This is a genomic window from Streptomyces sp. NBC_00425, assembly GCF_036030735.1.
GTDB lineage: Bacteria > Actinomycetota > Actinomycetes > Streptomycetales > Streptomycetaceae > Streptomyces.
On the sequence record NZ_CP107928.1, the window covers coordinates 4,211,810 to 4,237,387 of the forward strand.

A 25,578-nucleotide genomic window follows, 5' to 3' on the forward strand; every position below is an offset into this window, starting at 1 on the left:
ATGCCGCCGGAGCACCGATGCCGGTGGGATGGAAGCCATGACGACGCAGACCGCAGGTACCCCGCTTCCCGAGCCCCACAAGACGTGGTGGACAGCCCCCTTCGCGGCCTCCGTGTTCGGACTGCCGGTCCTCGCGACGGAATACGCCGTCATCCTGGACCACGACGGCATGGGGCAGTACGGCGGCATGATCTACACGGCCCTGGCCCTGTACGCCCTCGCCTGGGTCCTGCCGCACCGTCTCTCGCTTCGGATGCCCCGCATCCTGGCGGCCGGCGCGGCACTGCTGATCACGCTCTTCCCGGTGGGGCTCCTGGTGCTACTGGCCGCGATGGTCTCCGCCTGACGCGTACGTCACGAACTCCGTCCAGGCGGCCGAGGCGACCTGGAACGCGGGGCCGTCAACGACCTTGGAGTCACGGACGTGGACGGCGGCGGACGTGGTGGCGACTTCGACGCAGGAGTCGGCTTCACTGCTGCTGCTGTAGCTGCTCTTGAACCAGTGCAGGTCCCGGATCATGTATCCCCCAGCAGTTGCTCGATGAAGGCCGACGACTCACGCGGAGTGAGCGCCTGAGCTCGGATGATGCCATACCGCAGTTCAAGGATACGGAGCTGCTTCAGGTCGGATACCGCCCGACCGTTTGCCACCGCCGGCGAGCGCCCCACCGCCGAACCGTCGGCGAACTTCAGCACTTCGATGCCACCGGCCAGCCCCGCGTGTTCCTCTCGGTCCATCGGCATCACCTGCAGCTCGACGTTGCGCAACCGCCCGGTCTCCAGCAGGTGTTCGAGCTGGCGGCGCAGCACCGCCCGCCCCCCGAGCGGTCGTCGCAACGTCCATTCCTCCAGGATGAATCCGAGCTCGGGCATCGGGTCCCGATCGAACACCGAACTGCGTGCGACGCGTGCAGCGACCCCTCGTGCCACCACGTCATCCGTATATGCGGGCCTCCGCATCTGCAGGAGCGCCCTCGTGTACTCCGGCGTCTGCAGCAGACCATGGATGCTCAGCGGATCGTAGAGCTGGATCTCGACCGCCCTCGCCTCCAGCTCCGCGATCTCCCGGACCTTCTTCGGGTACTGGACCCTCTTCACGTCCTCGTTCATGGCCGAGAGCAGGCCGCCCGCGCCCAGGATCTCGTCCGCCCTGTCCAGATACTCGGGGCGGGGGATCCGCCGGCCGCTCTCGATCTTGTAGACCATGTCCTCGCCGTACCCGACGGCCACCGCGAAGTCGGCGACCCGCATCGCCACGGCCTCCCGGCGCAGCTTCAGTTGGCGTCCCACCGTGGCGACGACCGCGACGCCCCATTCGTCGTCCGGGTCCACCTCCCAGCCCGGCTCGTCCGTCTCACCCGTCTCGTCCTTGAGCCGTACCGCCTGCCCGTCGACCGACATCCCGCACCCCTCCGTCGTCCCGTCACACCTTCACGGCGATACCCGTGCGCCCGCCTCCGACAAGCCCGGACACGACCGGACAAGGGATGGACAGTGACCCTACGCAATCGCCCGATCACTGTTCACGGTACGCGGAGATCGCCACGCTGAGTGACGTGATTCAGGAAGACCACCGACCCGACTCCCCCGGCGTCGCCCTGCGCGACCTCGACGTGCGCCTGTCCGCCACGCCCCGCGGAGCTCGCCTCGCCCGCCTCCTCGCAACCGAGCACTCCGCGCCTGGGGGCTGCCGCTGGACCCGGCCGCGCTCCTCGTCGCCGAACTGGCCGCCAACGCCGTCACCCATGGACGCGTCCCCGGCCGCGACTTCCGCCTGCTCCTGTACGTCATCGGCGACGCCCTCCGCATCGAGGTGACGGACACGCACGGTGACCTGATCGTGTCTACGACCGGCCGACGCAGAGGGCGAGTCGGGCCGCGGACTGCTTCTGGTGGACGCGCTGGCCGACCGCTGGGGAGTGCACGAGGGACGGTGGCCGCGCAAGACGGTCTGGGCCGAGATCCACGCGTCGTCCGCACGGGAAGCCGCTCCCCCGTGCTTCGGCGTCAGGGACGGTCTTCCCCAGGGGCCACCGGGGTGAAATGACCCCACCAAGCCCCCCATGCGACGGCCCCCGCAGGGACTGGCATCCCTTGCGGGGGCCTGGCCACCGACGAAGCCGGCAACTTCCCGATGACCGCATCCCGGCGCCGAACATGCGAGAGGGCCCGTACGACCGGAGTCGTACGGGCCCTCTCAGGTTGCTCAGCTCAGGCTGGAGCTACCAGGTCGATCAACAGACTTACTTGTTGATCTTGGTGACCTGGCCGGCGCCGACCGTCCGGCCACCCTCACGGATGGCGAACTTCAGGCCCTCTTCCATGGCGACGGGCTGGATGAGCTCCACCTTCATCTCGGTGTTGTCACCCGGCATGACCATCTCGGTGCCCTCGGGGAGGGTCACGACGCCGGTCACGTCCGTCGTACGGAAGTAGAACTGCGGACGGTAGTTGTTGAAGAAGGGGGTGTGACGGCCACCCTCGTCCTTCGACAGGATGTAGGCCTGGGCCTCGAACTCGGTGTGCGGCGTGACCGAACCCGGCTTGATGATGACCTGGCCGCGCTCGACGTCCTCGCGCTTGATGCCACGAAGCAGCAGACCGACGTTCTCACCGGCCTGGCCCTCGTCGAGCAGCTTGCGGAACATCTCGATGCCGGTGACCGTGGTGGTGGTCTTGTCCTGCTTGATGCCGATGATGTCGACGGTCTCGTTGACCTTCAGGACACCACGCTCGATACGGCCGGTGACGACCGTACCGCGACCGGTGATCGTGAAGACGTCCTCGACGGGCATGAGGAACGGCTTGTCGACGTCACGCTCGGGGGTCGGGATCGACTCGTCGACCGCGGCCATGAGCTCCAGGACGGTCTTCGCCCACTCCGGGTCGCCCTCGAGGGCCTTGAGCGCCGAGACCTTGACGACCGGCAGGTCGTCGCCCGGGAACTCGTACTCGGAGAGGAGCTCACGGACCTCGAGCTCGACGAGCTCCAGGATCTCCTCGTCGTCCACCATGTCGGCCTTGTTCAGGGCGACGACGATGTACGGAACGCCGACCTGGCGGGCCAGGAGCACGTGCTCCTTGGTCTGCGGCATCGGGCCGTCGGTGGCGGCGACAACGAGGATGGCGCCGTCCATCTGCGCCGCACCCGTGATCATGTTCTTGATGTAGTCCGCGTGACCGGGGCAGTCGACGTGGGCGTAGTGACGCGTCTCGGTCTGGTACTCGACGTGCGCGATGGAGATGGTGATACCGCGCTGGCGCTCCTCAGGAGCCTTGTCGATCTGGTCGAAGGCCGAGGCCTCGTTCAGGTCCGGGTACGCGTCGTGCAGCACCTTGGTAATGGCGGCCGTGAGGGTCGTCTTACCGTGGTCGATGTGACCGATGGTGCCGATGTTGACGTGCGGCTTAGTCCGCTCGAACTTCGCCTTCGCCACTGGGGTCCTCCTGGGAGTGGTTCTGGAACGCCTTGCTTCATCGGCGCCAGGTGATCTTTGCTGTCAAATCCCGGGGCCGGGGCAAACACCCACGATCCTTGACGAATGCGGGTGGTTGCCCCAGAGGCTCCGGAGTCAAGCCTAAAGCGTGTGAACGCGGTGCGTTACTCGCCCTTGGCCTTCGCGATGATCTCCTCGGCGACGTTCCGCGGAACCTCGGCGTAGGAGTCGAACTGCATCGAGTAGCTCGCGCGACCCGACGTCTTGCTGCGGAGGTCGCCGACGTAGCCGAACATCTCCGACAGGGGCACCAGGCCCTTGACGACGCGGGCACCGGCCCGCTCCTCCATGGCCTGGATCTGACCACGGCGGGAGTTGATGTCGCCGATGACCTCGCCCATGTAGTCCTCGGGCGTGGTGACCTCGACGGCCATCATCGGCTCGAGCAGCACGGGGCTGGCCTTGCGCGCGGCCTCCTTGAAGGCCTGCGAACCGGCGATCTTGAAGGCGAGCTCGGAGGAGTCGACCTCGTGGTAGCCACCGTCGAGCAGGGTGACGCGCACGCCGGTCATCTCGTAGCCGGCGAGGATGCCGAACTGCATGGCCTCCTGCGCACCGGCGTCGACCGAAGGGATGTACTCCTTCGGGATACGACCACCGGTCACCTTGTTCACGAACTCGTACGAGGCGTCGCCGCCCTCGATCGGCTCGATCGCGATCTGCACCTTGGCGAACTGGCCGGTACCGCCGGTCTGCTTCTTGTGCGTGTAGTCGACCCGGTCGACCGCCTTGCGGATGGTCTCGCGGTAGGCGACCTGCGGCTTGCCGACGTTGGCCTCGACCTTGAACTCACGGCGCATACGGTCGACCAGCACCTCGAGGTGCAGTTCGCCCATGCCGCCGATGATGGTCTGGCCGGTCTCCTCGTCCGAGTGGACCTGGAACGACGGGTCCTCCTCGGCCAGGCGCTGGATCGCGATGCCCAGCTTCTCCTGGTCGCCCTTCGACTTGGGCTCGATGGCGACCTGGATGACCGGAGCCGGGAAGTCCATGGACTCCAGGATCACCGGGTTCTTGTCGTCGCACAGCGTCTCGCCGGTCGTGGTCTGCTTCAGACCCATGACGGCGACGATGTCGCCGGCGCCGACCGCCTCGATCTCCTCACGCTTGTTCGCGTGCATGCGGTAGATCTTGCCGATGCGCTCCTTCTTGCCCTTGACGGAGTTCAGCACGGCAGTGCCGGACACCAGGCGGCCCGAGTAGACCCGGACGAAGGTGAGCTTGCCCAGGTGCGGGTCGCTCATGATCTTGAACGCGAGGGCGGACAGCGGCTCGTCCTCGGACGGCTTGCGCTTGACGACCTGCTCCGGGTCCTTGACGTCGTGGCCTTCGATGGCCTCGACGTCCAGGGGGGAGGGCAGGTAGCGCACGACCGCGTCGAGCAGGGGCTGGACGCCCTTGTTCTTGAACGCGGTGCCACAGAACACCGGGGTGACGGTGACGCCGTCGGACTTGCCGGACGCGATGGTGATACGACGGATCGCGGCGTACAGCTGCTCCACGGAAGGCTCCTGGCCCTCCAGGTACAGCTCCATGATCTCGTCGTCGTTCTCGGCGACGGTCTCGACGAGCTTGCCGCGGTACTCCTCGGCAGCCTCGGTGTGGGTGGACGGGATGTCGACGACGTCGTACATCTCGCCCTTCTCCGCCTCGGCGGACCACACGAAGGCCTTCATCGTGACCAGGTCGACGACGCCCTTGAAGTCGGCCTCGGCACCGATCGGCAGCTGCATCACGATCGGGGTCGCACCCAGGCGGCCGCTGATCATGTCGACGCAACGGTGGAACTCGGCACCGGTCCGGTCGAGCTTGTTGACGAAGCAGATACGCGGGACGCCGTAACGGTCCGCCTGACGCCACACGGTCTCGGACTGGGGCTCGACGCCGGCAACGCCGTCGAACACCGTCACAGCGCCGTCGAGCACACGCAGGGAACGCTCCACCTCGACGGTGAAGTCGACGTGACCCGGGGTGTCGATGATGTTGATGGTGTGGTCGACGTCGGCAAGCGGCCAGTGACAGGTGGTGGCAGCAGAGGTGATCGTGATGCCACGCTCCTGCTCCTGCTCCATCCAGTCCATGGTCGCGGCGCCGTCGTGGACCTCACCGATCTTGTAGGAGACGCCGGTGTAGAACAGGATCCGCTCGGTGGTGGTCGTCTTGCCCGCGTCGATGTGGGCCATGATCCCGATGTTGCGGACCTTGGCCAGGTCAAGTGAAGTGGTAGCCATAAGGCTTTCGTCTTCTCTCGGTCTCGATGTGGGTAGCGACTACCAGCGGTAGTGCGCGAAGGCCTTGTTGGACTCGGCCATCTTGTGGGTGTCCTCGCGCTTCTTCACAGCGGCGCCGAGGCCGTTGGACGCGTCGAGAAGCTCGTTGAGCAGGCGCTCGGTCATGGTCTTCTCGCGACGGGCGCGGGAGTAGCCGACGAGCCAGCGCAGAGCAAGGGTGCTCGCGCGGCCGGGCTTGACCTCGATCGGGACCTGGTAGGTCGCGCCACCGACACGGCGGGACTTGACCTCGATGGTCGGCTTGATGTTCTCGAGAGCGCGCTTCAGCGTGATGACCGGGTCGTTGCCGGTCTTCTCGCGCAGGCCCTCCATGGCGCCGTAGACGATGCGCTCGGCGGTGGAGCGCTTGCCGTTCAGCAGCACCTTGTTGATGAGCGACGTGACAAGAGGAGAACCGTAGACCGGGTCGATGATGACCGGGCGCTTCGGGGCAGGGCCCTTACGAGGCATTGTTTACTTCTCCTTCTTGGCGCCGTAGCGGCTGCGGGCCTGCTTGCGGTTCTTGACACCCTGGGTGTCGAGGGAGCCGCGGATGATCTTGTAGCGAACACCCGGCAGGTCCTTCACACGGCCGCCGCGCACGAGCACGATGGAGTGCTCCTGCAGGTTGTGTCCCTCACCCGGAATGTAAGCAGTGACCTCGATACCGCTGGTCAGACGCACACGCGCGACCTTACGCAGGGCCGAGTTCGGCTTCTTCGGGGTGGTCGTGAACACACGCGTGCAGACGCCGCGACGCTGGGGCGAACCCTCGAGTGCGGGCGTCTTGTTCTTCTCGACCTTGTCCTGCCGGCCCTTACGGACCAGCTGCTGGATCGTAGGCACTACTTCTCCGGTTTCTGTGTGCCGAATGGTGAAGCTAACCTGGAACTTCGCCGACCCACGCGGTCGGGTGTGTCGGACCCGCGGACTTCCGCCGCGAGGCTGGAAGGGGCGCGGATCGCGGTGGCCATTGCTACGGCCCCGGTGCGGTTGCAGACACGCACATGGGCCAGGGCACACCCCAGGCACAAGGTCTGAGCGTACCTAGCGCACCGACTCCGGTCAAAACAAAGGCCCAGTCACCGACACGCCGGAGGTTTACGAGCCCTGTCTCAGCCCCTGTGCCACGCGGGCCGCGGCGTCCTCGGAACCCGTCGGCGGCCCCGCGGGAGACGGCACCGACGCTCCGGCCCCGGTTCCGTTCCCGTTCCCGTTCCCGTTCCCGTTCCCGGTTCCGGTTCCGGTTCCGGTTCCGGTTCCGTCGCCGGCCCCGGTTCCGGCCCCCACCGCCGTGTCCTGGCCACCGGCCGCCGTGTCCTGGCCACCGGCCGCCGTGTCGTGGCCGATGAAGTACGTCGGACGGTTCTGCACGGCCGTGTAGATACGGCCCACGTACTCGCCGAGCAGCCCGACGCAGACCAGCTGTACGGCGCCGATGAACAGCACGCCGATGAAGAGGGACGTCCAGCCGGGCACCGTGTGCTGGAAGGCGTGGGCGCTCAGCGTGTAGACCATCAGGCCGAGACAGACCAGGAAGGCGAAGCCGCCCAGCCACGTGGCGATGCGCAGCGGCGCGGCCGAGAAGCCGGTGACGCTGTCGACGGCGAGCCGGATCATCCGGCCGAGGGGGTACTTGCTCTGCCCGGCCGGCCGCGGGGCCCGCTCGTAGGTCACCTGGCCGCTGGGAAAGCCCAGCCAGGGCACGAGGAGACGGTAGACGCGCTGCTGGTCGGGCAGGGCCTTCAGGGCGTCCACGGCGGCCCGGCTGAGCAGCCGGAAGTCACCGGCCTGGGCCGGCACCGACGGGCCCGCCAGGCGGCGGACGAGGCGGTAGTACAGACCCGCCGTCCACCGCTTGAAGCCGGTGTCGCTGGCCCGGTCGGCGCGGATGCCGTAGACGATGTCCAGGCTCTCGGCGCGGGCCAGCTCGAGCATGTCGGGGATCTTCTCGGGCGGGTCCTGGAGGTCGGCGTCGATGCTGACGACGTACGCGCCGACCGCCCGGTCCAGCCCGGCGGTCAGGGCGGCCTGATGGCCGGAGTTGCGGCGCAGGCCGATGACGCGCAGCTGCGGCCAGCCGAGCCGGAACGCGGCCAGCAGCTCCGCCGTGCGGTCCGTGCTGCCGTCGTCCACCGCCACGACCTCGTGCTCGACGCCGAGCCCGGCGAGGACCGGGCGCAGCCGGCTGACGAGCGCGGGCAGCACCTCCTCCTCGTTGTACATGGGTATGACGACCGACAAGACGGTCGGCGCTGCCGTGGTCCTCGACGCTTCGGCCACCCGTCCTCCCCCAACCTGTGGTGCGCATGTGCGACTCTGTTGCGATCTTATGACCACACTCTTGTGAGCAGACTTCACGATCATCCGGACAGCAGCGCCGCCGCCCTGGACGTCCGGCGGTCGGCCGAGGGGGGACCCCAGCCATGAGCACGGCTTCCAGCGACACGGCGACGGACCCCGCCGTGCCCGACGGGCCGGAGAAGCGGTCAGGAACCCTGCGCCGCCTCACCCTGCCGGACGGTGTACGACCGTACCGCGCCCCGCTGCTCCTCTTCGGTGTGACGAAGCTCGTGGGTCTGTCGGTGTTCGCCTGGCTCCTGGAGTGGGCCGACGAGTACCAGAAGAAGAACCCGCGCTTCGGCGGCGGCGCCCACTGGTGGGACGTGCTCGCCACCTGGGACGGCTGGTGGTACCTCCAGGTCGCCGAGAAGGGCTACGACCCCGGCCCGCTGGAGCGGCTCGCCCCGGGCGGGCTGTTCACCGTCAAGCAGAACTCGGTCGCCTTCTTCCCGCTCTACCCGGGCCTGATCCGCGGCGTCTCCGAGGTCACCGGCCTCGGACTGTACGGCTCCGGGATCATGGTGTCGGTGGTGGCGTCCTTCGTGGCGGCCGCCGGCGTCTACGCGGTGATATCCACGCTCGCCGGTGCGCGGGCCGGCACGATCGCGGCCGGCCTGTGGGCGCTGGCGCCCGGCGCGGGCGTCGAGTGGGCGGTCTACTCGGAGTCGGTCTTCGTCGCCATCGCGACCTGGTGCTGCTACTGCGTGATGAAGCGCCGCTGGGTGGCGGCCGGACTGCTCGCCTTCCTGGCCGGGCTCAACCGGCCCACCTCCGCCGCCCTCATCGGCGCCGTCGGCCTGGCCGCGATCGTCACCCTCGCCCGGCGCGACAGCAGGCGCGAGCACGGGGTGGCAGGCCCCCTCTACGCCATGTTCGCCGCCCCGCTCGGCCTGCTCACCTACGTCGCCTGGGTCGGCCTCGGCTCGGGCGACCTCACCGCGTACTTCACGCTCCAGCGCGAGGGCTGGGCGCACTACTTCGACTTCGGCAAGTACACCTGGGACGTGCTCGCCAACACCGCGGTCGGCCGCCACGACTACCTGTTCGCGTTCTCCGTCCCGGACCTCCTCGCCGTCCAGGTGGTGCTGGCACTGCCGTTCCTCATCGCGCTGATGCTGCGCAAGAAGCCGCCGCTGGTGCTGGTCGCGTACACGCTGGCGAGCGTGATCACCGTGCTGGGCACCCAGCAGATGTTCGGCAACACGGGCCGCTACCTGCTCCCGGCCTTTCCCCTGCTGCTCGCGCCGGCCGCGGCGATGAGCCGGCTGAAGTGGCCGAGCCTGGCGGTGTTCTTCACGACGGCGGCCGTCGCCTCCGGGTGGTACGCGCACTACGTGATCTTCGAACTGGGAATCCCGTAGCCGGCCCGGAGCGCGAAGGCGGCGCCTGACGCCTCCCGCGTCCCGCGACCACCGCCCGGGAGCCTCGTCGCCCCCTCGCCGCACCTCACCCGCCTCGACTCACCCCGCCTCGCTTGCGCGCGCCTCCCCTGGCCTCTCCGCGGCGCTCTTCGGCCCCCGGAAGCCCCGGCGGCTCCCTTCGGCGCACGGGGAGGCGGCAAGGGTGTCCCGGCCCTCTGGCCCCCGTCAGAGCGCCTGTCAGGGTGCTCGGCGGAACGCCTGGCAGAGCGCCTGGCAGCGGTCCCCCGGTCACGCCGAAGGGCGGCCACCCCGCAACGGGGGTGACCGCCCTTCGGTACCTCAGACGTACGCCTTACTGGTTGTACGGACCGTAGTCGTAGTCCTCCAGCGGAACGGCCTGGCCGGAGCCCGTGCCGAACGGCGAGTAGTCGATGTCGTCGTAGCCGACGGCCGAGTACATCGCGGCCTTGGCCTCCTCGGTCGGCTCGACCCGGATGTTGCGGTAGCGGGACAGACCCGTACCGGCCGGGATGAGCTTACCGATGATGACGTTCTCCTTGAGGCCGATCAGGGAGTCGGACTTGGCGTTGATCGCCGCGTCCGTGAGCACCCTGGTCGTCTCCTGGAAGGACGCCGCCGACAGCCAGGACTCCGTGGCCAGCGAGGCCTTGGTGATACCCATGAGCTGCGGACGACCGGAGGCCGGGTGACCGCCCTCCTGCACCACACGACGGTTCTCGACCTCGAACTTCGAGCGCTCGACGAGCTCGCCGGGCAGCAGCTCGGCGTCGCCGGACTCGATGATCGTCACCCGGCGCAGCATCTGCCGGATGATGATCTCGATGTGCTTGTCGTGGATCGACACACCCTGCGAGTTGTAGACCTTCTGGACCTCGCCGACCAGGTGGACCTGGACGGCACGCTGACCCAGGATGCGCAGCACGTCGTGCGGGTTGGTGGCGCCCACGGTGAGCTTCTGGCCCACCTCGACGTGCTCGCCCTCGCTGACCAGAAGACGGGCGCGCTTCGAGATCGGGAACGCCGTCTCGTCGCTGCCGTCGTCCGGCGTGATGACGATCTTCTTGGTCTTCTCGGTCTCCTCGATCCGCACGCGGCCGGAGGCCTCGGAGATCGGGGCGACACCCTTCGGGGTACGGGCCTCGAAGAGCTCGACGACACGCGGCAGACCCTGGGTGATGTCGTCACCGGCCACACCACCGGTGTGGAAGGTACGCATCGTCAGCTGGGTGCCGGGCTCACCGATGGACTGGGCGGCGATGATGCCGACCGCCTCACCGATGTCGACCAGCTTGCCGGTGGCCAGCGAGCGGCCGTAGCACATGGCACACGTGCCGACCTGCGACTCACAGGTCAGGATCGAGCGGGTCTTGACCTCCTCGACGCCGTGGCGCACGAGCTGGTCGATGAGCACGTCGCCCAGGTCCACGTTGGCCGGCGCGATCACCTTGCCGTCGATGACGACGTCCTCGGCGAGCATGCGGGCGTAGACGCTGGTCTCGACGTCGTCCGTCTTGCGCAGGACGCCGTCCTCGCCGCGGACGGCGATCTTCAGCTTCAGACCGCGCTCGGTGCCGCAGTCCTCCTCGCGGATGATGACGTCCTGCGAGACGTCCACCAGACGACGGGTCAGGTAACCCGAGTCGGCGGTACGCAGGGCGGTGTCCGCGAGACCCTTACGGGCGCCGTGCGTGGAGATGAAGTACTCCAGCACGGACAGGCCCTCACGGAAGGACGCCTTGATCGGACGCGGGATGGTCTCGTTCTTCGCGTTCGACACCAGACCGCGCATACCGGCGATCTGCCGCATCTGCATCATGTTTCCTCGGGCGCCCGAGTCAACCATCATGAAGATGGGGTTGGTCTTGGGGAAGTTCGCGTTCATCGCCTCGGCGACCTCGTTGGTCGCCTTGGTCCAGATCGCGATGAGCTCCTGCGTGCGCTCTTCCTTGGTGATCAGACCGCGCTCGTACTGCTTCTGGACCTTCTCGTCCTGCGCCTCGTAACCCTTGACGATCTCCTTCTTCGCCTCGGGAACGACGACGTCGGAGATGGCCACGGTGACACCGGAACGGGTCGCCCAGAAGAAGCCGGCCGCCTTCAGGTTGTCGAGCGTCGCCGCCACGATGACCTTGGGGTAGCGCTCGGCCAGGTCGTTGACGATCTCGGAGAGCTGCTTCTTGCCCACCGAGTAGTCGACGAACGGGTAGTCCTCGGGCAGCAGCTCGTTGAAGAGCGCGCGGCCCAGGGTCGTCCGCAGCCGGAAGGTGTCACCCTGCTGCCACTCGCCCGCGGCGTAGCCGCTGTCGGACGCAGTGCCCTCCTCCTGCGCCGGCGGCGTCCAGCCACGCGGCGGGATGGTGCCCACCGGGAAGCGGATGTCGATCGGCGACTGCAGCGCGAGCTCACCGGCGTCGAACGCCATGATCGCCTCGGCCGTGGAGCCGAAGGACCGGCCCTCGCCCTTGGTGTCGCGCAGCTCGCCGTCGGTGGTGAGGAAGAACAGACCGAGGACCATGTCCTGGGTCGGCATCGTCACCGGACGGCCGTCGGCGGGCTTGAGGATGTTGTTCGAGGACAGCATCAGGATGCGGGCCTCGGCCTGCGCCTCCGCGGAGAGCGGCAGGTGGACGGCCATCTGGTCACCGTCGAAGTCCGCGTTGAACGCGGTGCAGACGAGCGGGTGGATCTGGATGGCCTTGCCCTCGACCAGCTGCGGCTCGAAGGCCTGGATGCCGAGGCGGTGCAGGGTGGGCGCACGGTTCAGCAGCACCGGGTGCTCGGCGATGACCTCTTCGAGGACGTCGTACACGACGGTGCGGCCGCGCTCCACCATGCGCTTCGCGCTCTTGATGTTCTGCGCGTGGTTGAGGTCCACGAGCCGCTTCATCACGAACGGCTTGAACAGCTCCAGCGCCATCGCCTTCGGCAGACCGCACTGGTGCAGCTTCAGCTGCGGACCGACGACGATCACGGAACGCGCGGAGTAGTCCACACGCTTGCCGAGCAGGTTCTGACGGAAGCGGCCCTGCTTGCCCTTGAGCATGTCGGACAGCGACTTCAGCGGACGGTTGCCGGGGCCCGTGACCGGGCGACCACGACGGCCGTTGTCGAAGAGCGCGTCCACGGCCTCCTGGAGCATGCGCTTCTCGTTGTTCACGATGATCTCGGGCGCGCCGAGGTCGAGAAGCCGCTTCAGACGGTTGTTGCGGTTGATCACACGGCGGTACAGGTCGTTCAGGTCGGAGGTCGCGAAGCGGCCACCGTCCAGCTGCACCATCGGGCGGAGGTCCGGCGGGATGACCGGCACGCAGTCGAGCACCATGCCCTTGGGGCTGTTGCTGGTCTGCAGGAACGCGGAGACGACCTTCAGGCGCTTGAGCGCACGGGTCTTCTTCTGGCCCTTGCCGGTGCGGATGATCTCGCGGAGACGCTCGGCCTCCTCGTCGAGGTCGAAGGACTCCAGGCGCTTCTGCAGCGCGGCGGCGCCCATCGAGCCGTCGAAGTACGTGCCGAAGCGGTCACGCAGCTCGCGGTAGAGCAGCTCGTCGCCCTCGAGGTCCTGGACCTTGAGGTTCTTGAAGCGCGTCCACACCTCGTCGAGACGGTCGATCTCGCGCTGCGCACGGTCGCGCAGCTGCTTCATCTCGCGCTCGGCGCCTTCGCGCACCTTGCGGCGCACGTCGGCCTTGGCGCCCTCGGCCTCGAGCTCGGCCAGGTCGGTCTCGAGCTTCTTGGCGCGGGCCTCGAGGTCGGAGTCGCGACGGTTCTCGATCTGCTGACGCTCGACGGAGACGTGCGCCTCCAGCGAGGGCAGGTCACGGGTCCGGCGCTCGTCGTCGACGTACGTGATCATGTACGCCGCGAAGTAGATGACCTTCTCGAGGTCCTTGGGAGCCAGGTCGAGCAGGTAGCCCAGACGGCTCGGGACACCCTTGAAGTACCAGATGTGGGTGACGGGAGCGGCCAGCTCGATGTGACCCATCCGCTCACGACGCACCTTGGCGCGAGTGACCTCGACGCCGCAGCGCTCGCAGATGATGCCCTTGAAGCGGACGCGCTTGTACTTGCCGCAGTAGCACTCCCAGTCCCGGGTCGGACCGAAGATCTTCTCGCAGAAGAGTCCGTCCTTTTCGGGCTTGAGCGTGCGGTAGTTGATGGTCTCGGGCTTCTTGACCTCGCCGTGGCTCCACTGACGGATGTCGTCAGCGGTAGCCAGACCGATCCGGAGCTCGTCGAAGAAGTTGACGTCGAGCACTATGCGTCAATCCCTCTCAGGGTTGTAAGTCTTGGGGTCTGATACGGGGGTCCCGGGGCCGGCCGGAGGTTCAGGGATCTTCATCGCCGAACCTCCGGACCGGACTCCCGTCAGACCTCTTCGACGCTGCTCGGCTCGCGCCGGGACAGGTCGATGCCGAGCTCCTCCGCCGCGCGGAAGACGTCCTCGTCGGTGTCACGCATCTCGATGGACATACCGTCGCTGGACAGCACCTCCACGTTCAGGCAGAGAGACTGCATCTCCTTGATGAGCACCTTGAAGGACTCGGGGATGCCGGGCTCGGGGATGTTCTCGCCCTTGACGATGGCCTCGTAGACCTTCACGCGGCCGGTGACGTCGTCGGACTTGATGGTCAGGAGCTCCTGGAGGGCGTACGCGGCGCCATAAGCCTCCAGCGCCCACACCTCCATCTCACCGAAGCGCTGACCGCCGAACTGCGCCTTACCACCCAGCGGCTGCTGGGTGATCATCGAGTACGGGCCGGTCGAACGGGCGTGCAGCTTGTCGTCGACCAGGTGGTGGAGCTTGAGGATGTACATGTACCCGATGGAGATCGGGTCCGGGAACGGCTCGCCTGAGCGGCCGTCGAACAGCCTCGCCTTACCGGTCGGCTGCACCATGCGCTCGCCGTCGCGGTTCGGGATGGTGTGGTTCAGCAGACCCGCGAGCTCGTCCTCACGGGCGCCGTCGAACACCGGGGTGGCGACGTTGGTGCCCGGGGCGACCTGGTCGGCGCCGATGACCTGCAGGCGCTGCGCCCAGTCCTCGCCGAGACCGGAGACGTCCCAGCCGCGGCTGGCGAGCCAGCCGAGGTGGATCTCCAGCACCTGTCCCGGGTTCATTCGGGACGGCACACCCAGCGGGTTGAGGATGATGTCGACCGGGGTCCCGTCCTCGAGGAACGGCATGTCCTCGATGGGCAGGATCTTGGAGATGACGCCCTTGTTGCCGTGACGGCCGGCGAGCTTGTCACCGTCCGTGATCTTGCGCTTCTGCGCCACGTAGACACGAACCAGCTGGTTCACGCCCGGCGGCAGCTCGTCGCCCTCTTCACGGTCGAAGACGCGGACGCCGATGACCTTGCCGATCTCGCCGTGCGGCACCTTCAGCGAGGTGTCACGGACCTCACGGGCCTTCTCGCCGAAGATCGCGCGCAGCAGGCGCTCCTCCGGGGTCAGCTCGGTCTCGCCCTTGGGCGTGACCTTGCCGACCAGGATGTCGCCGGCGACGACCTCGGCGCCGATGCGGATGATGCCGCGCTCGTCGAGGTCGGCGAGGACCTCCTCGGAGACGTTCGGGATGTCCCGGGTGATCTCCTCGGGGCCGAGCTTGGTGTCACGGGCGTCGACCTCGTGCTCCTCGATGTGGATCGAGGAGAGGACGTCGTCCTGCACGAGGCGCTGCGACAGGATGATCGCGTCCTCGTAGTTGTGACCCTCCCACGGCATGAACGCCACGAGCAGGTTCTTGCCGAGCGCCATCTCGCCGTTCTCGGTGGCCGGGCCGTCGGCGAGGACCTGACCGGTGATGATCCGGTCGCCCTCGTTGACGATGACCTTCTGGTTGACCGAGGTGCCCTGGTTGGAGCGCGAGAACTTGGCCAGGCGGTACGTGATGTACGTGCCGTCGTCGTTGGTCGTGGTGATGTAGTCCGCGGAGACCTCCTGGACCACACCGTCCTTCTCGGCCTTGACCACGTCGCCGGCGTCGACGGCGGAGCGGTACTCCATGCCGGTGCCGACGAGCGGGGCCTCGCTCTTGATGAGCGGCACGGCCTGACGCATCATGTTCGCGCCCATGAGGGCACGGTTGGCGTCGTCGTGCTCGAGGAACGGGATCATGGCGGTCGCGACCGACACCATCTGGCGCGGCGAGACGTCCATGTAGTCCACGTCGTCACCGGGGACGTAGTCGACCTCGCCGCCACGGCGGCGGACCAGGACGCGGTTCTCGGTGAAGCGCAGGTCGTCGTCGAGCGTGGCGTTGGCCTGCGCGATGACGAAGCGGTCCTCCTCGTCGGCCGTCAGGTAGTCGACCTCGTCGGTGACGACACCGTCGGTGACCCGGCGGTAGGGCGTCTCCACGAAACCGAACGCGTTGACGCGGCCGTAGGAGGCGAGCGAGCCGATCAGACCGATGTTCGGGCCTTCGGGCGTCTCGATCGGGCACATGCGGCCGTAGTGCGAGGGGTGCACGTCACGGACCTCGAAGCCGGCCCGCTCACGGGAGAGACCACCCGGGCCAAGAGCCGACAGACGGCGCTTGTGGGTGAGACCCGACAGCGGGTTGTTCTGGTCCATGAACTGCGACAGCTGGCTGGTGCCGAAGAACTCCTTGATGGAGGCGACGACCGGCCGGATGTTGATCAGGGTCTGCGGCGTGATCGCCTCGACGTCCTGGGTCGTCATCCGCTCGCGGACGACTCGCTCCATACGCGCCAGACCCGTGCGGACCTGGTTCTGGATGAGCTCGCCGACGCTGCGCAGACGACGGTTGCCGAAGTGGTCGATGTCGTCGGTCTCGACGACGATCGTGGTGCCGTTGTCCGCACCCGTCTCGGTCTCGCCGGCGTGCAGCTTGACCAGGTACTTGATCGTCGAGATGACGTCCTCGACGGTCAGCACGCCCGCGTCGAGCGGAGCGTCCGCGCCCAGCTTCTTGTTGACCTTGTAGCGGCCGACCTTGGCCAGGTCGTAGCGCTTGGGGTTGAAGTAGAGGTTCTCGAGCAGCGTCTGCGCGGCCTCACGCGTGGGGGGCTCGCCCGGACGCAGCTTGCGGTAGATGTCGAGCAGCGCGTCGTCCTGGCCCTGGGTGTGGTCCTTCTCCAGGGTGGCGCGCATGGACTCGTACTCGCCGAACTCCTCGAGGATCTGCTCGGTGGTCCAGCCGAGAGCCTTCAGAAGGACGGTGACGGACTGCTTGCGCTTGCGGTCGATGCGCACACCGACCATGTCGCGCTTGTCGATCTCCATCTCCAGCCAGGCGCCCCGGGAAGGGATGATCTTGGCCGAGAAGATGTCCTTGTCGGACGTCTTGTCGATGGAGGAGTCGAAGTAGACACCCGGCGAACGGACCAGCTGCGACACCACGACACGCTCGGTGCCGTTGATGACGAAGGTGCCCTTGTTCGTCATGAGCGGGAAGTCGCCCATGAAGACCGTCTGGGACTTGATCTCGCCGGTCTCGTTGTTGGTGAACTCGGCCGTCACGAAGAGCGGGGCCGCGTACGTGAAGTCACGGTCCTTGCACTCGTCGATGCTGTTCTTCGGCGGCTCGAAACGGTGGTCGCGGAACGTCAGCGACATCGACCCGGAGAAGTCCTCGATCGGGGAGATCTCCTCGAAGATCTCCTCCAGACCGGACTTGGTGGGGACGTCCTGACCGGACTCCAGAGCCGCCTCGACCCGACTCTGCCAGGCGGTGTTCCCGAGCAGCCAGTCAAAGCTCTCGGTCTGCAACGCGAGCAGGTTGGGAACCTCGAGCGGCTCCTTGATCTTTGCAAAAGAGATGCGCAGCGGGGCAGTGCTGGCGGCGTTGTTCGTATTCGAGGTCGAGGCGTTGCGCGAGGCGGCCAAGAGGGGGTCCTTCCGAGGGCTCGGACTCACTACGCGCGTACCGGCCCCTCAGTCCCGGGCACGGAGACAGATATTCCCCGATTGGCAAAAAGGCCAGGTGGGAGATGTTCTGATCGTCCGGACTCAAGTGAGGGCATGCCCCTGGTGACGGGCAGGGGACAGCTAACAGGCAGCGCAAAGGGTCAGTGTAGCCACTTGGCACACTGATGTCCAGTGCGGGTTCTTCGAGACCCTCGTAGTTCTCAACGCCCTCTGTCCGGTAGCCCTCAACGCACGGTGATACTGCCCTCTCCGCCGTCGATCCATGCCTCGGATACGGATCCTTGTGACGACGCGTCCTGAGAATTGCGCGCTGCGTGCGGTTCGTCAAGGCCCCCTGGCGCGAACGAGGGCGCTCGGAGACACGACGAAGATCACCATACCCCCCGCTCAGAGGGGTACCAGGCAACCGTGGCCGCGCTCCCAGGAACGCCGAAGAGCGACCACCCAGATGGATGATCGCTCCTCGGTGCGTGGGCGTTACAGCCCCGGGAGGGGCAGTTTCAGCCTTCGCGTGCGGTCGTCGCCGACCGCGTGGTGTTACTTGACCTCGACGGACGCGCCGGCGGCCTTGAGGGACTCGGCAGCCTTCTCGGCGGCCTCCTTGGCGACCTTCTCGAGAACGGGCTTCGGGGCGCCGTCCACGAGGTCCTTGGCCTCCTTGAGACCCAGGGAGGTCAGCTCACGCACGACCTTGATGACCTGGATCTTCTTCTCGCCGGCGCCGGTGAGGACGACGTCGAACTCGTCCTGCTCCTCGACGGCGTCGGCAACGGCGGTCGGGCCGACGGGGGCGGCGGCGACCGCGGCGGCGGCGGTGACGTCGAACTTGTCCTCGAAGGCCTTCACGAACTCGGAGAGCTCGATGAGGGTCATCTCCTCGAACTGCGCGAGCAGGTCTTCCTGGCTGAGCTTCGCCATGGTGGGCGATCCTTCCACTAATTCGGCTGGTGCCGGTATGTACATGTGTGGCGGGCGTACTGTCGGCCCGCTACGACCTCTGCCTCAGACGGGACGCCTCAGGCGGCGGTCATTTCGCGAGCCGAGTTACTCGGCACCGCCCTGCTCGGCCTGCTTGGCGCGAAGAGCGTCCACGGTGCGGACGAGCTTCGAGGGAAGCGCCTGGAAGAGCTGAGCAGCCTGAGACTGCTTGCCCTTGAAGGCACCCGCCAGCTTGCTGAGCAGAACCTCGCGGGACTCGAGGTCCGCAAGCTTCTTGATCTCGTCGGCGGACAGCGCCTTGCCGTCAAGGACACCGCCCTTGATGACGAGGTTCGGGTTGTCCTTGGCGAAGTCACGAAGACCCTTCGCCGACTCCACCGGGTCACCGGTGATGAAGGCGACCGCCGTCGGACCGTTGAAAAGGTCGTCGAGCGTGTTGATCCCGGCCTCGTTGGCCGCAATCTTGGTCAGCGTGTTCTTCACCACGGCGTACTGGGCGTTCTCACCGAGCGAACGACGCAGCGTCTTGAGCTGCGCCACGGTGAGACCCCGGTACTCGGTCAGCACGGCGGCGTTCGAACTGCGGAACGCGTCCGTCAGCTCGGCTACCGCGGCAGCCTTGTCGGGCCTTGCCATAGAGCGTCGGCCTCCTTCCGGGTGATGAGGACCGCTCAGAAGGGGCTGTGACAGACGAAACGCCCCGGCGCAGGCGCACGGGGCGTGGCTCGACCGGACGAATTCCGTGGAAGGATTTCAGTTCGGGAGCACATCCACTGACACCTGCGCGGGTCGTCCGCATTGCAGCGGATCCTTCGGCCACCGCACACTCTGCTGAGTGCACGGCAACGACCAGCGGTCTTTGGCTTCTGCAGGAGCGTACGTGAACCGGTCGCCGTCAAGCAAATCCGCCCGTACGGGGACCTGCCGGGTACCCGGCAGGGCGTCCCGTGGCGGTCAGCCCGCGGCCTTGCGCAGCTGGTCGGCCAGGTCCACGGTGTCCGAGGCCGGCGGCGCCTTCACGGTCATGGGCTTGCCGAAGTCGGAGAAGGTGATGGTCAGGTCGAGCGGGCCGCGCCGGCCGAAGCCCTGCATGCGCAGCTGCCGGGTGCGGTCCTCGGCGTCGACCCACAGGTCCATGGTGAGCTCGTCCACGCCCAGCTTCTCGTACTGGGCGAGGCTCTTCTCGGTCCGCTGCCGGACCTTGGTCGGCCGGCCCTCGTAGGAGGCGCGGATCTCGTCGACCGTGGCCGTGCCCGCGTAGTGGTCGGTGCGGACGCCGCCGACGGTCTCGGCGCCGGCCTTCCTCAGGTCGTCGGCGGCGGCCAGGAAGCCGGTCTCGTGCGCCGGGTTGTCGCGGACCTTGTCGGACATCCCGCCGTTGGCGCCGGACTTCCCGAACTTGACCCAGTGCTTGCCGTCCTCGTCGGCTTCACCGGTGCCTATGTAGAGCACCCCGCCGACGAACCGGAACTCGCCCGTGCCCTTGTCGGGGCCGCTGAGCACGGTGGACTTCAGGCTCATGACCTGCGGCTTCGTGCCGATCATGGCCTCACCCCGGATCCGGCCCTCCTCCGGCGTCCGGCCGCTCGTGCGGTAGCGCAGGGACACCGGCTGTTCCGCCTTCTCCGCGGCCCGCGTGACCGCCGCGGCGGCGGACGAGTCACCCTCGCTCCCCGAGCCGCCCACCGCGGCACAGCCGCTGACGAGCAGCACGGACAGCCCGAGAACACCCACGGCAGACCTCATCCGATTTCCCCCAGAACCCCGTACAGAGAACACACGGTCGACGCACAGCAAGACCGTGAAGGTATCCCAGGAACCCGGAGGAGGTCCCGTGAATTAGGAGCCGCCGGCCGCCTCCTGCTGCTTCACCAACTCGCGGAAGTCCGTCGTGTCGCCGGCGGGGGGCGCCTCGGCCGCGACCTCGGTTCCGTAGTCGCTGTAGAAGGCGGTCTGGCTGTACGCGCCCGCCGTGGTCTCACCCTTCTCGACCTTCTTGGCCAGCAGGTCCCGGTCGTCGACCCAGATGTCGATGGTCTCGGTGGTGACGCCGGCCTGCTCCAGCGTCTTCTTCAGCTCGTCGAGCCGGCTCCGCCCGAGGTGGGAGTTGTTCTCGGCGAGCTCGGCCACCTCGACGGTGCCGGAGTAGTGCGTGGTGTTCCGGCCGCGCACCTTCTCCTCGCCGACCTCGTGGACGTCCCCCGAGGCCAGCAGCAGCCTGACCGACTGGTGGGGGGTGGTGTTGGTCAGCTGGTCCTTCAGATACGCGCCGGAGCCGCCGCCGAGCCTCGCCAGGTCGTCGTACGCGTACTTGATCCAGTGTCTGCCGCCGGCCTGCTTCGCGAAGGAGTCGCCCATCCTGGCGTAGTAGGCGTCCGGCAGGTACCGGGCCTCCATCGAGGTGGCGCCCATCTGCCGCATCGTGTCGGCCATGGTGCCGCCGGTGTAGGTGATGGTGAGCGTGCCGGTGAGGCCGTCCCTCCAGCCCAGGGCGCCCTCGGCGGTCATCGACATCACCGAGCCCATGGTCGTGGTGGACTCGACCTTCGCGGAGTCCGCGCCGTCGGTGGACTTCTCGGCGCTCTGCAGCGCCGCGACGGGGCTGAGCCGCGGGCTGCCGCCCTCGCCCTTCCCGGAGCCTCCCGAGCCGCCTGAGCCCCCCGAGCCGCCGCAGGCCGTCGCCCCCGCCAGCAGGGTCAGTGCCGCGATCGAGAGGCCCGCACGGCGCACACGCGTGCACTTCATTCGTCCCACCCCCATGGAAATGCCCGTCACTGGACGTTAACGCACAGCACTGACAGTCGTACGAAGAAAGAGAGGTACGACAAAAAGGGACGAGCCCCGCACCTCGAAAGGTTGCGGGGCTCGTCGCCGACTCGGGCGAACCGTCAGGTTCAGACCGCGGCCGGGTCCTCCTCGACGAGGAGGTTCCGGGTGCGGTTCGGGTCGACCTGGATGCCGGGGCCGATCGTGGTGCTGATCGCGGCCTTCTTGATGTAGCGACCCTTGGCGGCGGACGGCTTCAGACGGAGGATCTCCTCCAGCGCCGCGCCGTAGTTCTCCACCAGCTTGTCGTCCTCGAAGGACGCCTTGCCGATGATGAAGTGCAGGTTCGAGTGCTTGTCGACGCGGAACTCGATCTTGCCGCCCTTGATCTCGGTCACGGCCTTGGCCACGTCCGGGGTCACGGTGCCGGTCTTCGGGTTCGGCATCAGACCACGCGGGCCGAGGACGCGGCCGAGGCGGCCGACCTTGCCCATGAGGTCCGGGGTGGCGACGACGGCGTCGAAGTCCAGACGCCCCTTCGCCACCTCGTCGATCAGTTCGTCGGAGCCGACGATGTCGGCGCCCGCGGCCTCCGCGGCCGCAGCACGGTCACCGGTCGCGAAGACCAGGACCCGGGCGGTCTTGCCGGTGCCGTGCGGCAGGTTCACGGTGCCACGGACCATCTGGTCGGCCTTGCGCGGGTCGACACCCAGGCGGAAGGCGACCTCGACGGTGCCGTCGAACTTGCTGGTGGAGGTCTCCTTGGCGAGACGGACGGCCTCGAGCGGGGCGTAGAGCTTCTCCCGGTCGATCTTGGCGTCCGCAGCGCGGAGGGACTTGCTGCGCTTGCTCACTACTGCTCCAGTGTGTCTGAGGAGTCGTGGTACGGGCCGAGCAGGCCCTGCCACGGTGCTACGAAGGTGCTACGGGGCTGGGGTTCAGCCCTCGACCGTGATGCCCATGGAACGGGCGGTGCCGGCGATGATCTTCGACGCGGCGTCCAGGTCGTTGGCGTTCAGGTCGGGAAGCTTGGTCGTGGCGATCTCGCGGACCTGCGCCTCGGTGATCTTGGCGACCTTGGTCTTGTGCGGCTCGCCCGAGCCCTTCTCGACACCCGCGGCCTTGAGGATCATCTTCGCGGCCGGCGGCGTCTTGGTGACGAAGGTGAAGGAACGGTCCTCGTAGACCGTGATCTCCACCGGGATCACCCAGCCACGCTGCGACTCGGTCGCGGCGTTGTAGGCCTTGCAGAACTCCATGATGTTGACGCCGTGCTGGCCGAGCGCGGGGCCGACCGGCGGCGCGGGGTTGGCCGCACCGGCGTTGATCTGGAGCTTGATGAGCCCCGTGACCTTCTTCTTCTTGGGAGGCATTGCTCTCTCCGGGTCCTAGTGAGAGTTTTTTCAGCCTTCCGGTCCGGATGATCCGGATGGAGGCATACCGCACAACGATAACGGGTATCTGTGCGCGGCCAAAAACCGAGCAGGTCAGGCGAGCTGTGACAGCCCGCCTGACCTGGTCGGAGGCGTGTGTTCCAGAAGGAGCTAGTTCTTCTGGATCTGGTCGAAGCTGAGCTCGACCGGGGTCTCGCGGCCGAAGATCTCGACGAGGCCCTTGACCTTCTTCGAGTCGGCGTTGATCTCGTTGATCGTGGCCTGCAGCGTGGCGAACGGGCCGTCGGTGACGGTGACCGAGTCGCCCACCTCGAAGTCCAGCACCTGGACCTCGACCTTGCGGGCCGGAGCCGGCTTGCCCTCGGCCTCGGCGGCCTCACGGGCGGCCTTCTCCTCGGCCTCCGGAGCGAGCATCTTGACGATCTCGTCCAGGGTCAGCGGGTACGGGTCGTAGGCGTTGCCCACGAAGCCGGTGACGCCGGGCGTGTTGCGGACGACGCCCCAGGACTCGTTCGTCAGGTCCATGCGCACCAGCACGTAGCCGGGGAGCTTGTTCTGACGGATGGTCTTGCGCTCGCCGTTCTTGATCTGCGCGACCTCTTCCTGCGGCACCTCGGCCTGGAAGATGAAGTCCTCGACGTTCAGCGAGACGGCGCGCTGCTCCAGGTTGGTCTTCACGCGGTTCTCGTAGCCGGCGTACGTGTGGATGACGTACCACTCGCCGGGGAGGGTGCGCAGTTCCTCGCGCAGGGCGACGACGGGGTCGACCGGCTCGGCCGGCTCTTCCTCTTCGGCTTCCTCGGACTCTTCGGCGACGGCCTCGTCGGCGTCATCGTCCTCGGCGCCCGCGGCGTCCTCGTCCTCGACGTGCAGCGCGGCTTCCTCCGCGGGCTCGCCCGCCTCGGCCTCGGCAGCCTCGAACTCGTCCACCTCGTCCGAGCCCTCGACGATGTCGAGCTCGTCGTCCACGGACTCGTCCGGCTCGATGGCGTCGTTCAGGTTCTGGTCAGACACGGTGGCTGCTTCTTCCTGGATACATAGGGGTGGAACATGCGAAAGGGGCGCCGGATACCTCGGCGCCCTTCGCTCTAGGCTCAGCCAAAGACGTACTTGGCGGCGTGGCTGAGTCCATAGTCAATCACGGTCACCAGGCCGATCATGATGACGACGAACACGATCACCACGGTGGTGTACGTCGTCAGCTGACCGCGAGTGGGCCATACGACCTTGCGGAGCTCCGCAACGATCTGGCGATAGAAGAGCGCGAGGCGCTTGAGCGGGCCCTTCTTGGCGCGCTTGCCGCCCTTACGGGCCTTCTTCTTCGCCTCAGGCGCCTCGTCCTGGGCATCAGGCGTGTCGATGGAGCCCACGGCGTCCGCCATTCGTCCTCACCTGTTCCCGGGTCGTGGCCGTGCCGCGCCCGGTCTGAGCCGCACGGCGAGTGCATTGCTGTACGTACATGCGCTGCGCACACATCCTGGTGACGGAGTGTGTAGCAGGGCCGGAGGGACTTGAACCCCCAACCGCTGGTTTTGGAGACCAGTGCTCTACCAATTGAGCTACGACCCTTTGTGTGTCCCCAACGTACCGCATCCGCTCGGGTGCTCGGTGTGCACCGGTTGTGGCGCGGCTGTTGAAGGCCAACGACGTGTGAGTGTACGTGGTCTTGAGCGCCTCGTCGAACGGAAAGCGGCCTTGATCGGATTCCTTCGATTGTTCTCTCCGATGACCGGTCGGTTGACCAGTCCGTGAAACCCGTGTGCCGGGCCGGTTTCCGGTCTGAAACCATGGGCCCATGAGCGCTGCAATCCCTCCCACCGAGCGCCGGGTCTCCGCCCGAGTCGGCGCGATCTCCGAGTCCGCCACCCTCGCCGTGGACGCCAAGGCCAAGGCCCTGAAGGCCGCCGGGCGTCCGGTGATCGGCTTCGGCGCCGGCGAGCCCGACTTCCCGACCCCGGACTACATCGTCGAGGCCGCGATCGAGGCCTGCAAGAACCCCAAGTTCCACCGGTACACGCCGGCCGGGGGTCTGCCCGAGCTGAAGGCCGCGATCGCCGCGAAGACGCTGCGTGACTCCGGCTACGAGGTCGACGCCTCGCAGATCCTGGTCACCAACGGCGGCAAGCAGGCCATCTACGAGGCCTTCGCCGCGATCCTCGACCCGGGCGACGAGGTCATCGTCCCGGCCCCGTACTGGACCACGTACCCCGAGTCGATCCGGCTGGCCGGCGGCGTCCCGGTGGACGTGGTGGCCGACGAGACGACCGGTTACCGGGTCTCCGTCGAGCAGTTGGAGGCGGCCCGCACGGAGCGCACCAAGGTCGTGCTCTTCGTCTCCCCGTCCAACCCGACCGGCGCGGTCTACAGCGCCGAGGACGCCGAGGCGATCGGCCGCTGGGCCGTCGAGCACGGCCTGTGGGTCATGACGGACGAGATCTACGAGCACCTCGTCTACGGCGACGCGACGTTCACCTCGCTGCCGGCGATCCTCCCCGAGCTGCGTGACAAGTGCGTCGTCGTCAACGGCGTCGCCAAGACGTATGCGATGACCGGCTGGCGGGTGGGCTGGATCATCGGCCCGAAGGACGTCGTCAAGGCCGCGACGAACCTGCAGTCGCACGCCACCTCCAACGTCTCCAACGTGGCGCAGATCGCCGCCCTGGCCGCCGTCTCCGGTGACCTGTCGGCCGTCGAGACGATGCGCGAGGCCTTCGACCGCCGCCGCAGGACGATCGTCCGGATGCTCAACGAGATCGACGGCGTCGTCTGCCCGGAGCCCGAGGGCGCGTTCTACGCGTACCCGTCGGTGAAGGCGCTGCTCGGCAAGGAGATCCGCGGCAGGCGTCCGCAGGACTCGGTCGAGCTGGCCGCGCTGATCCTCGAGGAGTCCGAGGTCGCCGTGGTGCCGGGCGAGGCCTTCGGCACCCCTGGGTATCTGCGGCTGTCGTACGCGCTGGGCGACGAGGACCTCGTCGAGGGCGTGAGCCGTATCCAGAAGCTGCTGGCGGAGGCCAGGGACTGACCTCCGCTTCCCCCACGGGACCGCACGCCGACGCCGGTGTGCGGTCCCGCTGCTTTGTGCGAGCAAGACCAC

20 protein-coding genes, 1 tRNA gene and 1 pseudogene are annotated in these 25,578 nt (G+C 67.4%); 4 read left to right on the forward strand and 18 right to left on the reverse strand.

Annotated elements, in window-relative coordinates; translation table 11 throughout:
* Positions 1–37 precede the first annotated feature (37 nt).
* A complete protein-coding gene (locus OHS82_RS17930; RefSeq protein ID WP_057584683.1) occupies positions 38–346 on the forward strand; it encodes a hypothetical protein in 309 nt (102 codons plus the stop codon).
* On the opposite strand, the gene OHS82_RS17935 is transcribed toward OHS82_RS17930, so the two are convergent.
* On the reverse strand, positions 320–520 hold the full coding sequence (locus OHS82_RS17935; RefSeq protein ID WP_328434136.1) for a DUF397 domain-containing protein: 201 nt from the start codon (positions 518–520) through the stop codon (positions 320–322). The two genes, OHS82_RS17930 and OHS82_RS17935, sit on opposite strands and share 27 nt — an antisense overlap.
* Positions 517–1,401 carry a helix-turn-helix domain-containing protein gene (locus tag OHS82_RS17940; protein ID WP_328434137.1) on the reverse strand — a complete coding sequence of 295 codons (885 nt, stop codon included), beginning with the start codon at positions 1,399–1,401 and terminating at the stop codon, positions 517–519. The genes OHS82_RS17935 and OHS82_RS17940 overlap by 4 nt, the downstream gene beginning before the upstream one ends.
* A gap of 197 nt (positions 1,402–1,598) precedes the next feature.
* On the opposite strand from OHS82_RS17940, the pseudogene OHS82_RS17945 reads away from it, so the two are divergent.
* Positions 1,599–2,042: pseudogene (locus OHS82_RS17945) on the forward strand (ATP-binding protein).
* Between the two features lie 201 nt (positions 2,043–2,243).
* On the opposite strand, the gene tuf reads toward OHS82_RS17945, so the two are convergent.
* The 5 genes from tuf to OHS82_RS17970 form a co-directional block, all read right to left on the reverse strand.
* A complete protein-coding gene (tuf, locus tag OHS82_RS17950) occupies positions 2,244–3,437 on the reverse strand; it encodes an elongation factor Tu (RefSeq protein ID WP_057584687.1) in 1,194 nt (397 codons plus the stop codon).
* Positions 3,438–3,601: 164 nt separating this feature from the next.
* Positions 3,602–5,728: an elongation factor G gene (gene fusA / locus OHS82_RS17955; RefSeq protein ID WP_057584688.1), complete on the reverse strand. Its 2,127-nt coding sequence runs from the start codon at positions 5,726–5,728 to the stop codon at positions 3,602–3,604.
* A gap of 39 nt (positions 5,729–5,767) precedes the next feature.
* On the reverse strand, positions 5,768–6,238 hold the full coding sequence (gene rpsG / locus OHS82_RS17960; protein WP_020132641.1) for a 30S ribosomal protein S7: 471 nt from the start codon (positions 6,236–6,238) through the stop codon (positions 5,768–5,770).
* Positions 6,239–6,241: 3 nt separating this feature from the next.
* Positions 6,242–6,613 (reverse strand): 30S ribosomal protein S12, encoded by a 372-nt coding sequence (rpsL, locus tag OHS82_RS17965; RefSeq protein WP_003948652.1) that lies wholly within the window; start codon positions 6,611–6,613, stop codon positions 6,242–6,244.
* A 255-nt stretch (positions 6,614–6,868) separates the two neighbouring features.
* Positions 6,869–8,050: a glycosyltransferase family 2 protein gene (locus OHS82_RS17970; RefSeq protein ID WP_328434138.1), complete on the reverse strand. Its 1,182-nt coding sequence runs from the start codon at positions 8,048–8,050 to the stop codon at positions 6,869–6,871.
* 143 nt (positions 8,051–8,193) lie between these two features.
* Here OHS82_RS17970 and OHS82_RS17975 point away from each other — a divergent pair, with 143 nt between their 5' ends.
* Positions 8,194–9,471 (forward strand): hypothetical protein, encoded by a 1,278-nt coding sequence (locus OHS82_RS17975; RefSeq protein WP_328434139.1) that lies wholly within the window; start codon positions 8,194–8,196, stop codon positions 9,469–9,471.
* Between the two features lie 352 nt (positions 9,472–9,823).
* Here OHS82_RS17975 and OHS82_RS17980 read toward each other — a convergent pair whose 3' ends face one another.
* From OHS82_RS17980 to OHS82_RS18030, 11 genes are all read right to left on the reverse strand, one after another.
* Positions 9,824–13,747 carry a DNA-directed RNA polymerase subunit beta' gene (locus tag OHS82_RS17980; protein ID WP_057584690.1) on the reverse strand — a complete coding sequence of 1,308 codons (3,924 nt, stop codon included), beginning with the start codon at positions 13,745–13,747 and terminating at the stop codon, positions 9,824–9,826.
* A gap of 110 nt (positions 13,748–13,857) precedes the next feature.
* On the reverse strand, positions 13,858–17,343 hold the full coding sequence (rpoB, locus tag OHS82_RS17985; RefSeq protein WP_057584691.1) for a DNA-directed RNA polymerase subunit beta: 3,486 nt from the start codon (positions 17,341–17,343) through the stop codon (positions 13,858–13,860).
* A gap of 579 nt (positions 17,344–17,922) precedes the next feature.
* Complete coding sequence (rplL, locus tag OHS82_RS17990) at positions 17,923–18,303, reverse strand: 50S ribosomal protein L7/L12 (RefSeq protein ID WP_328434140.1); 381 nt, start codon at positions 18,301–18,303, stop codon at positions 17,923–17,925.
* Positions 18,304–18,429: 126 nt separating this feature from the next.
* Positions 18,430–18,960: a 50S ribosomal protein L10 gene (rplJ, locus tag OHS82_RS17995; RefSeq protein WP_057584693.1), complete on the reverse strand. Its 531-nt coding sequence runs from the start codon at positions 18,958–18,960 to the stop codon at positions 18,430–18,432.
* Positions 18,961–19,278: 318 nt separating this feature from the next.
* Complete coding sequence (locus OHS82_RS18000) at positions 19,279–20,070, reverse strand: hypothetical protein (RefSeq protein ID WP_328434141.1); 792 nt, start codon at positions 20,068–20,070, stop codon at positions 19,279–19,281.
* Positions 20,071–20,163: 93 nt separating this feature from the next.
* On the reverse strand, positions 20,164–21,069 hold the full coding sequence (locus OHS82_RS18005; RefSeq protein WP_328434142.1) for a hypothetical protein: 906 nt from the start codon (positions 21,067–21,069) through the stop codon (positions 20,164–20,166).
* 149 nt (positions 21,070–21,218) lie between these two features.
* Entirely contained in the window at positions 21,219–21,944 is a 726-nt protein-coding gene (gene rplA, locus OHS82_RS18010; RefSeq protein ID WP_057584696.1) for a 50S ribosomal protein L1, read from the reverse strand.
* 84 nt (positions 21,945–22,028) lie between these two features.
* The gene (rplK, locus tag OHS82_RS18015) at positions 22,029–22,463 is read right to left on the reverse strand and encodes a 50S ribosomal protein L11 (RefSeq protein WP_005481290.1); all 435 of its coding nucleotides are present in this window, start codon (positions 22,461–22,463) and stop codon (positions 22,029–22,031) included.
* Between the two features lie 171 nt (positions 22,464–22,634).
* Complete coding sequence (gene nusG / locus OHS82_RS18020) at positions 22,635–23,498, reverse strand: transcription termination/antitermination protein NusG (RefSeq protein ID WP_057584697.1); 864 nt, start codon at positions 23,496–23,498, stop codon at positions 22,635–22,637.
* Between the two features lie 80 nt (positions 23,499–23,578).
* Positions 23,579–23,866, reverse strand: coding sequence for a preprotein translocase subunit SecE (gene secE, locus OHS82_RS18025; protein ID WP_057584698.1), 288 nt, complete (start codon positions 23,864–23,866; stop codon positions 23,579–23,581).
* 114 nt (positions 23,867–23,980) lie between these two features.
* Positions 23,981–24,053, reverse strand: a tRNA-Trp gene (locus OHS82_RS18030).
* Between the two features lie 226 nt (positions 24,054–24,279).
* Between OHS82_RS18030 and OHS82_RS18035 the strand changes: the two genes are divergently transcribed.
* Positions 24,280–25,506 (forward strand): pyridoxal phosphate-dependent aminotransferase, encoded by a 1,227-nt coding sequence (locus OHS82_RS18035; RefSeq protein WP_057584699.1) that lies wholly within the window; start codon positions 24,280–24,282, stop codon positions 25,504–25,506.
* The last annotated feature ends 72 nt before the right edge of the window (positions 25,507–25,578 follow it).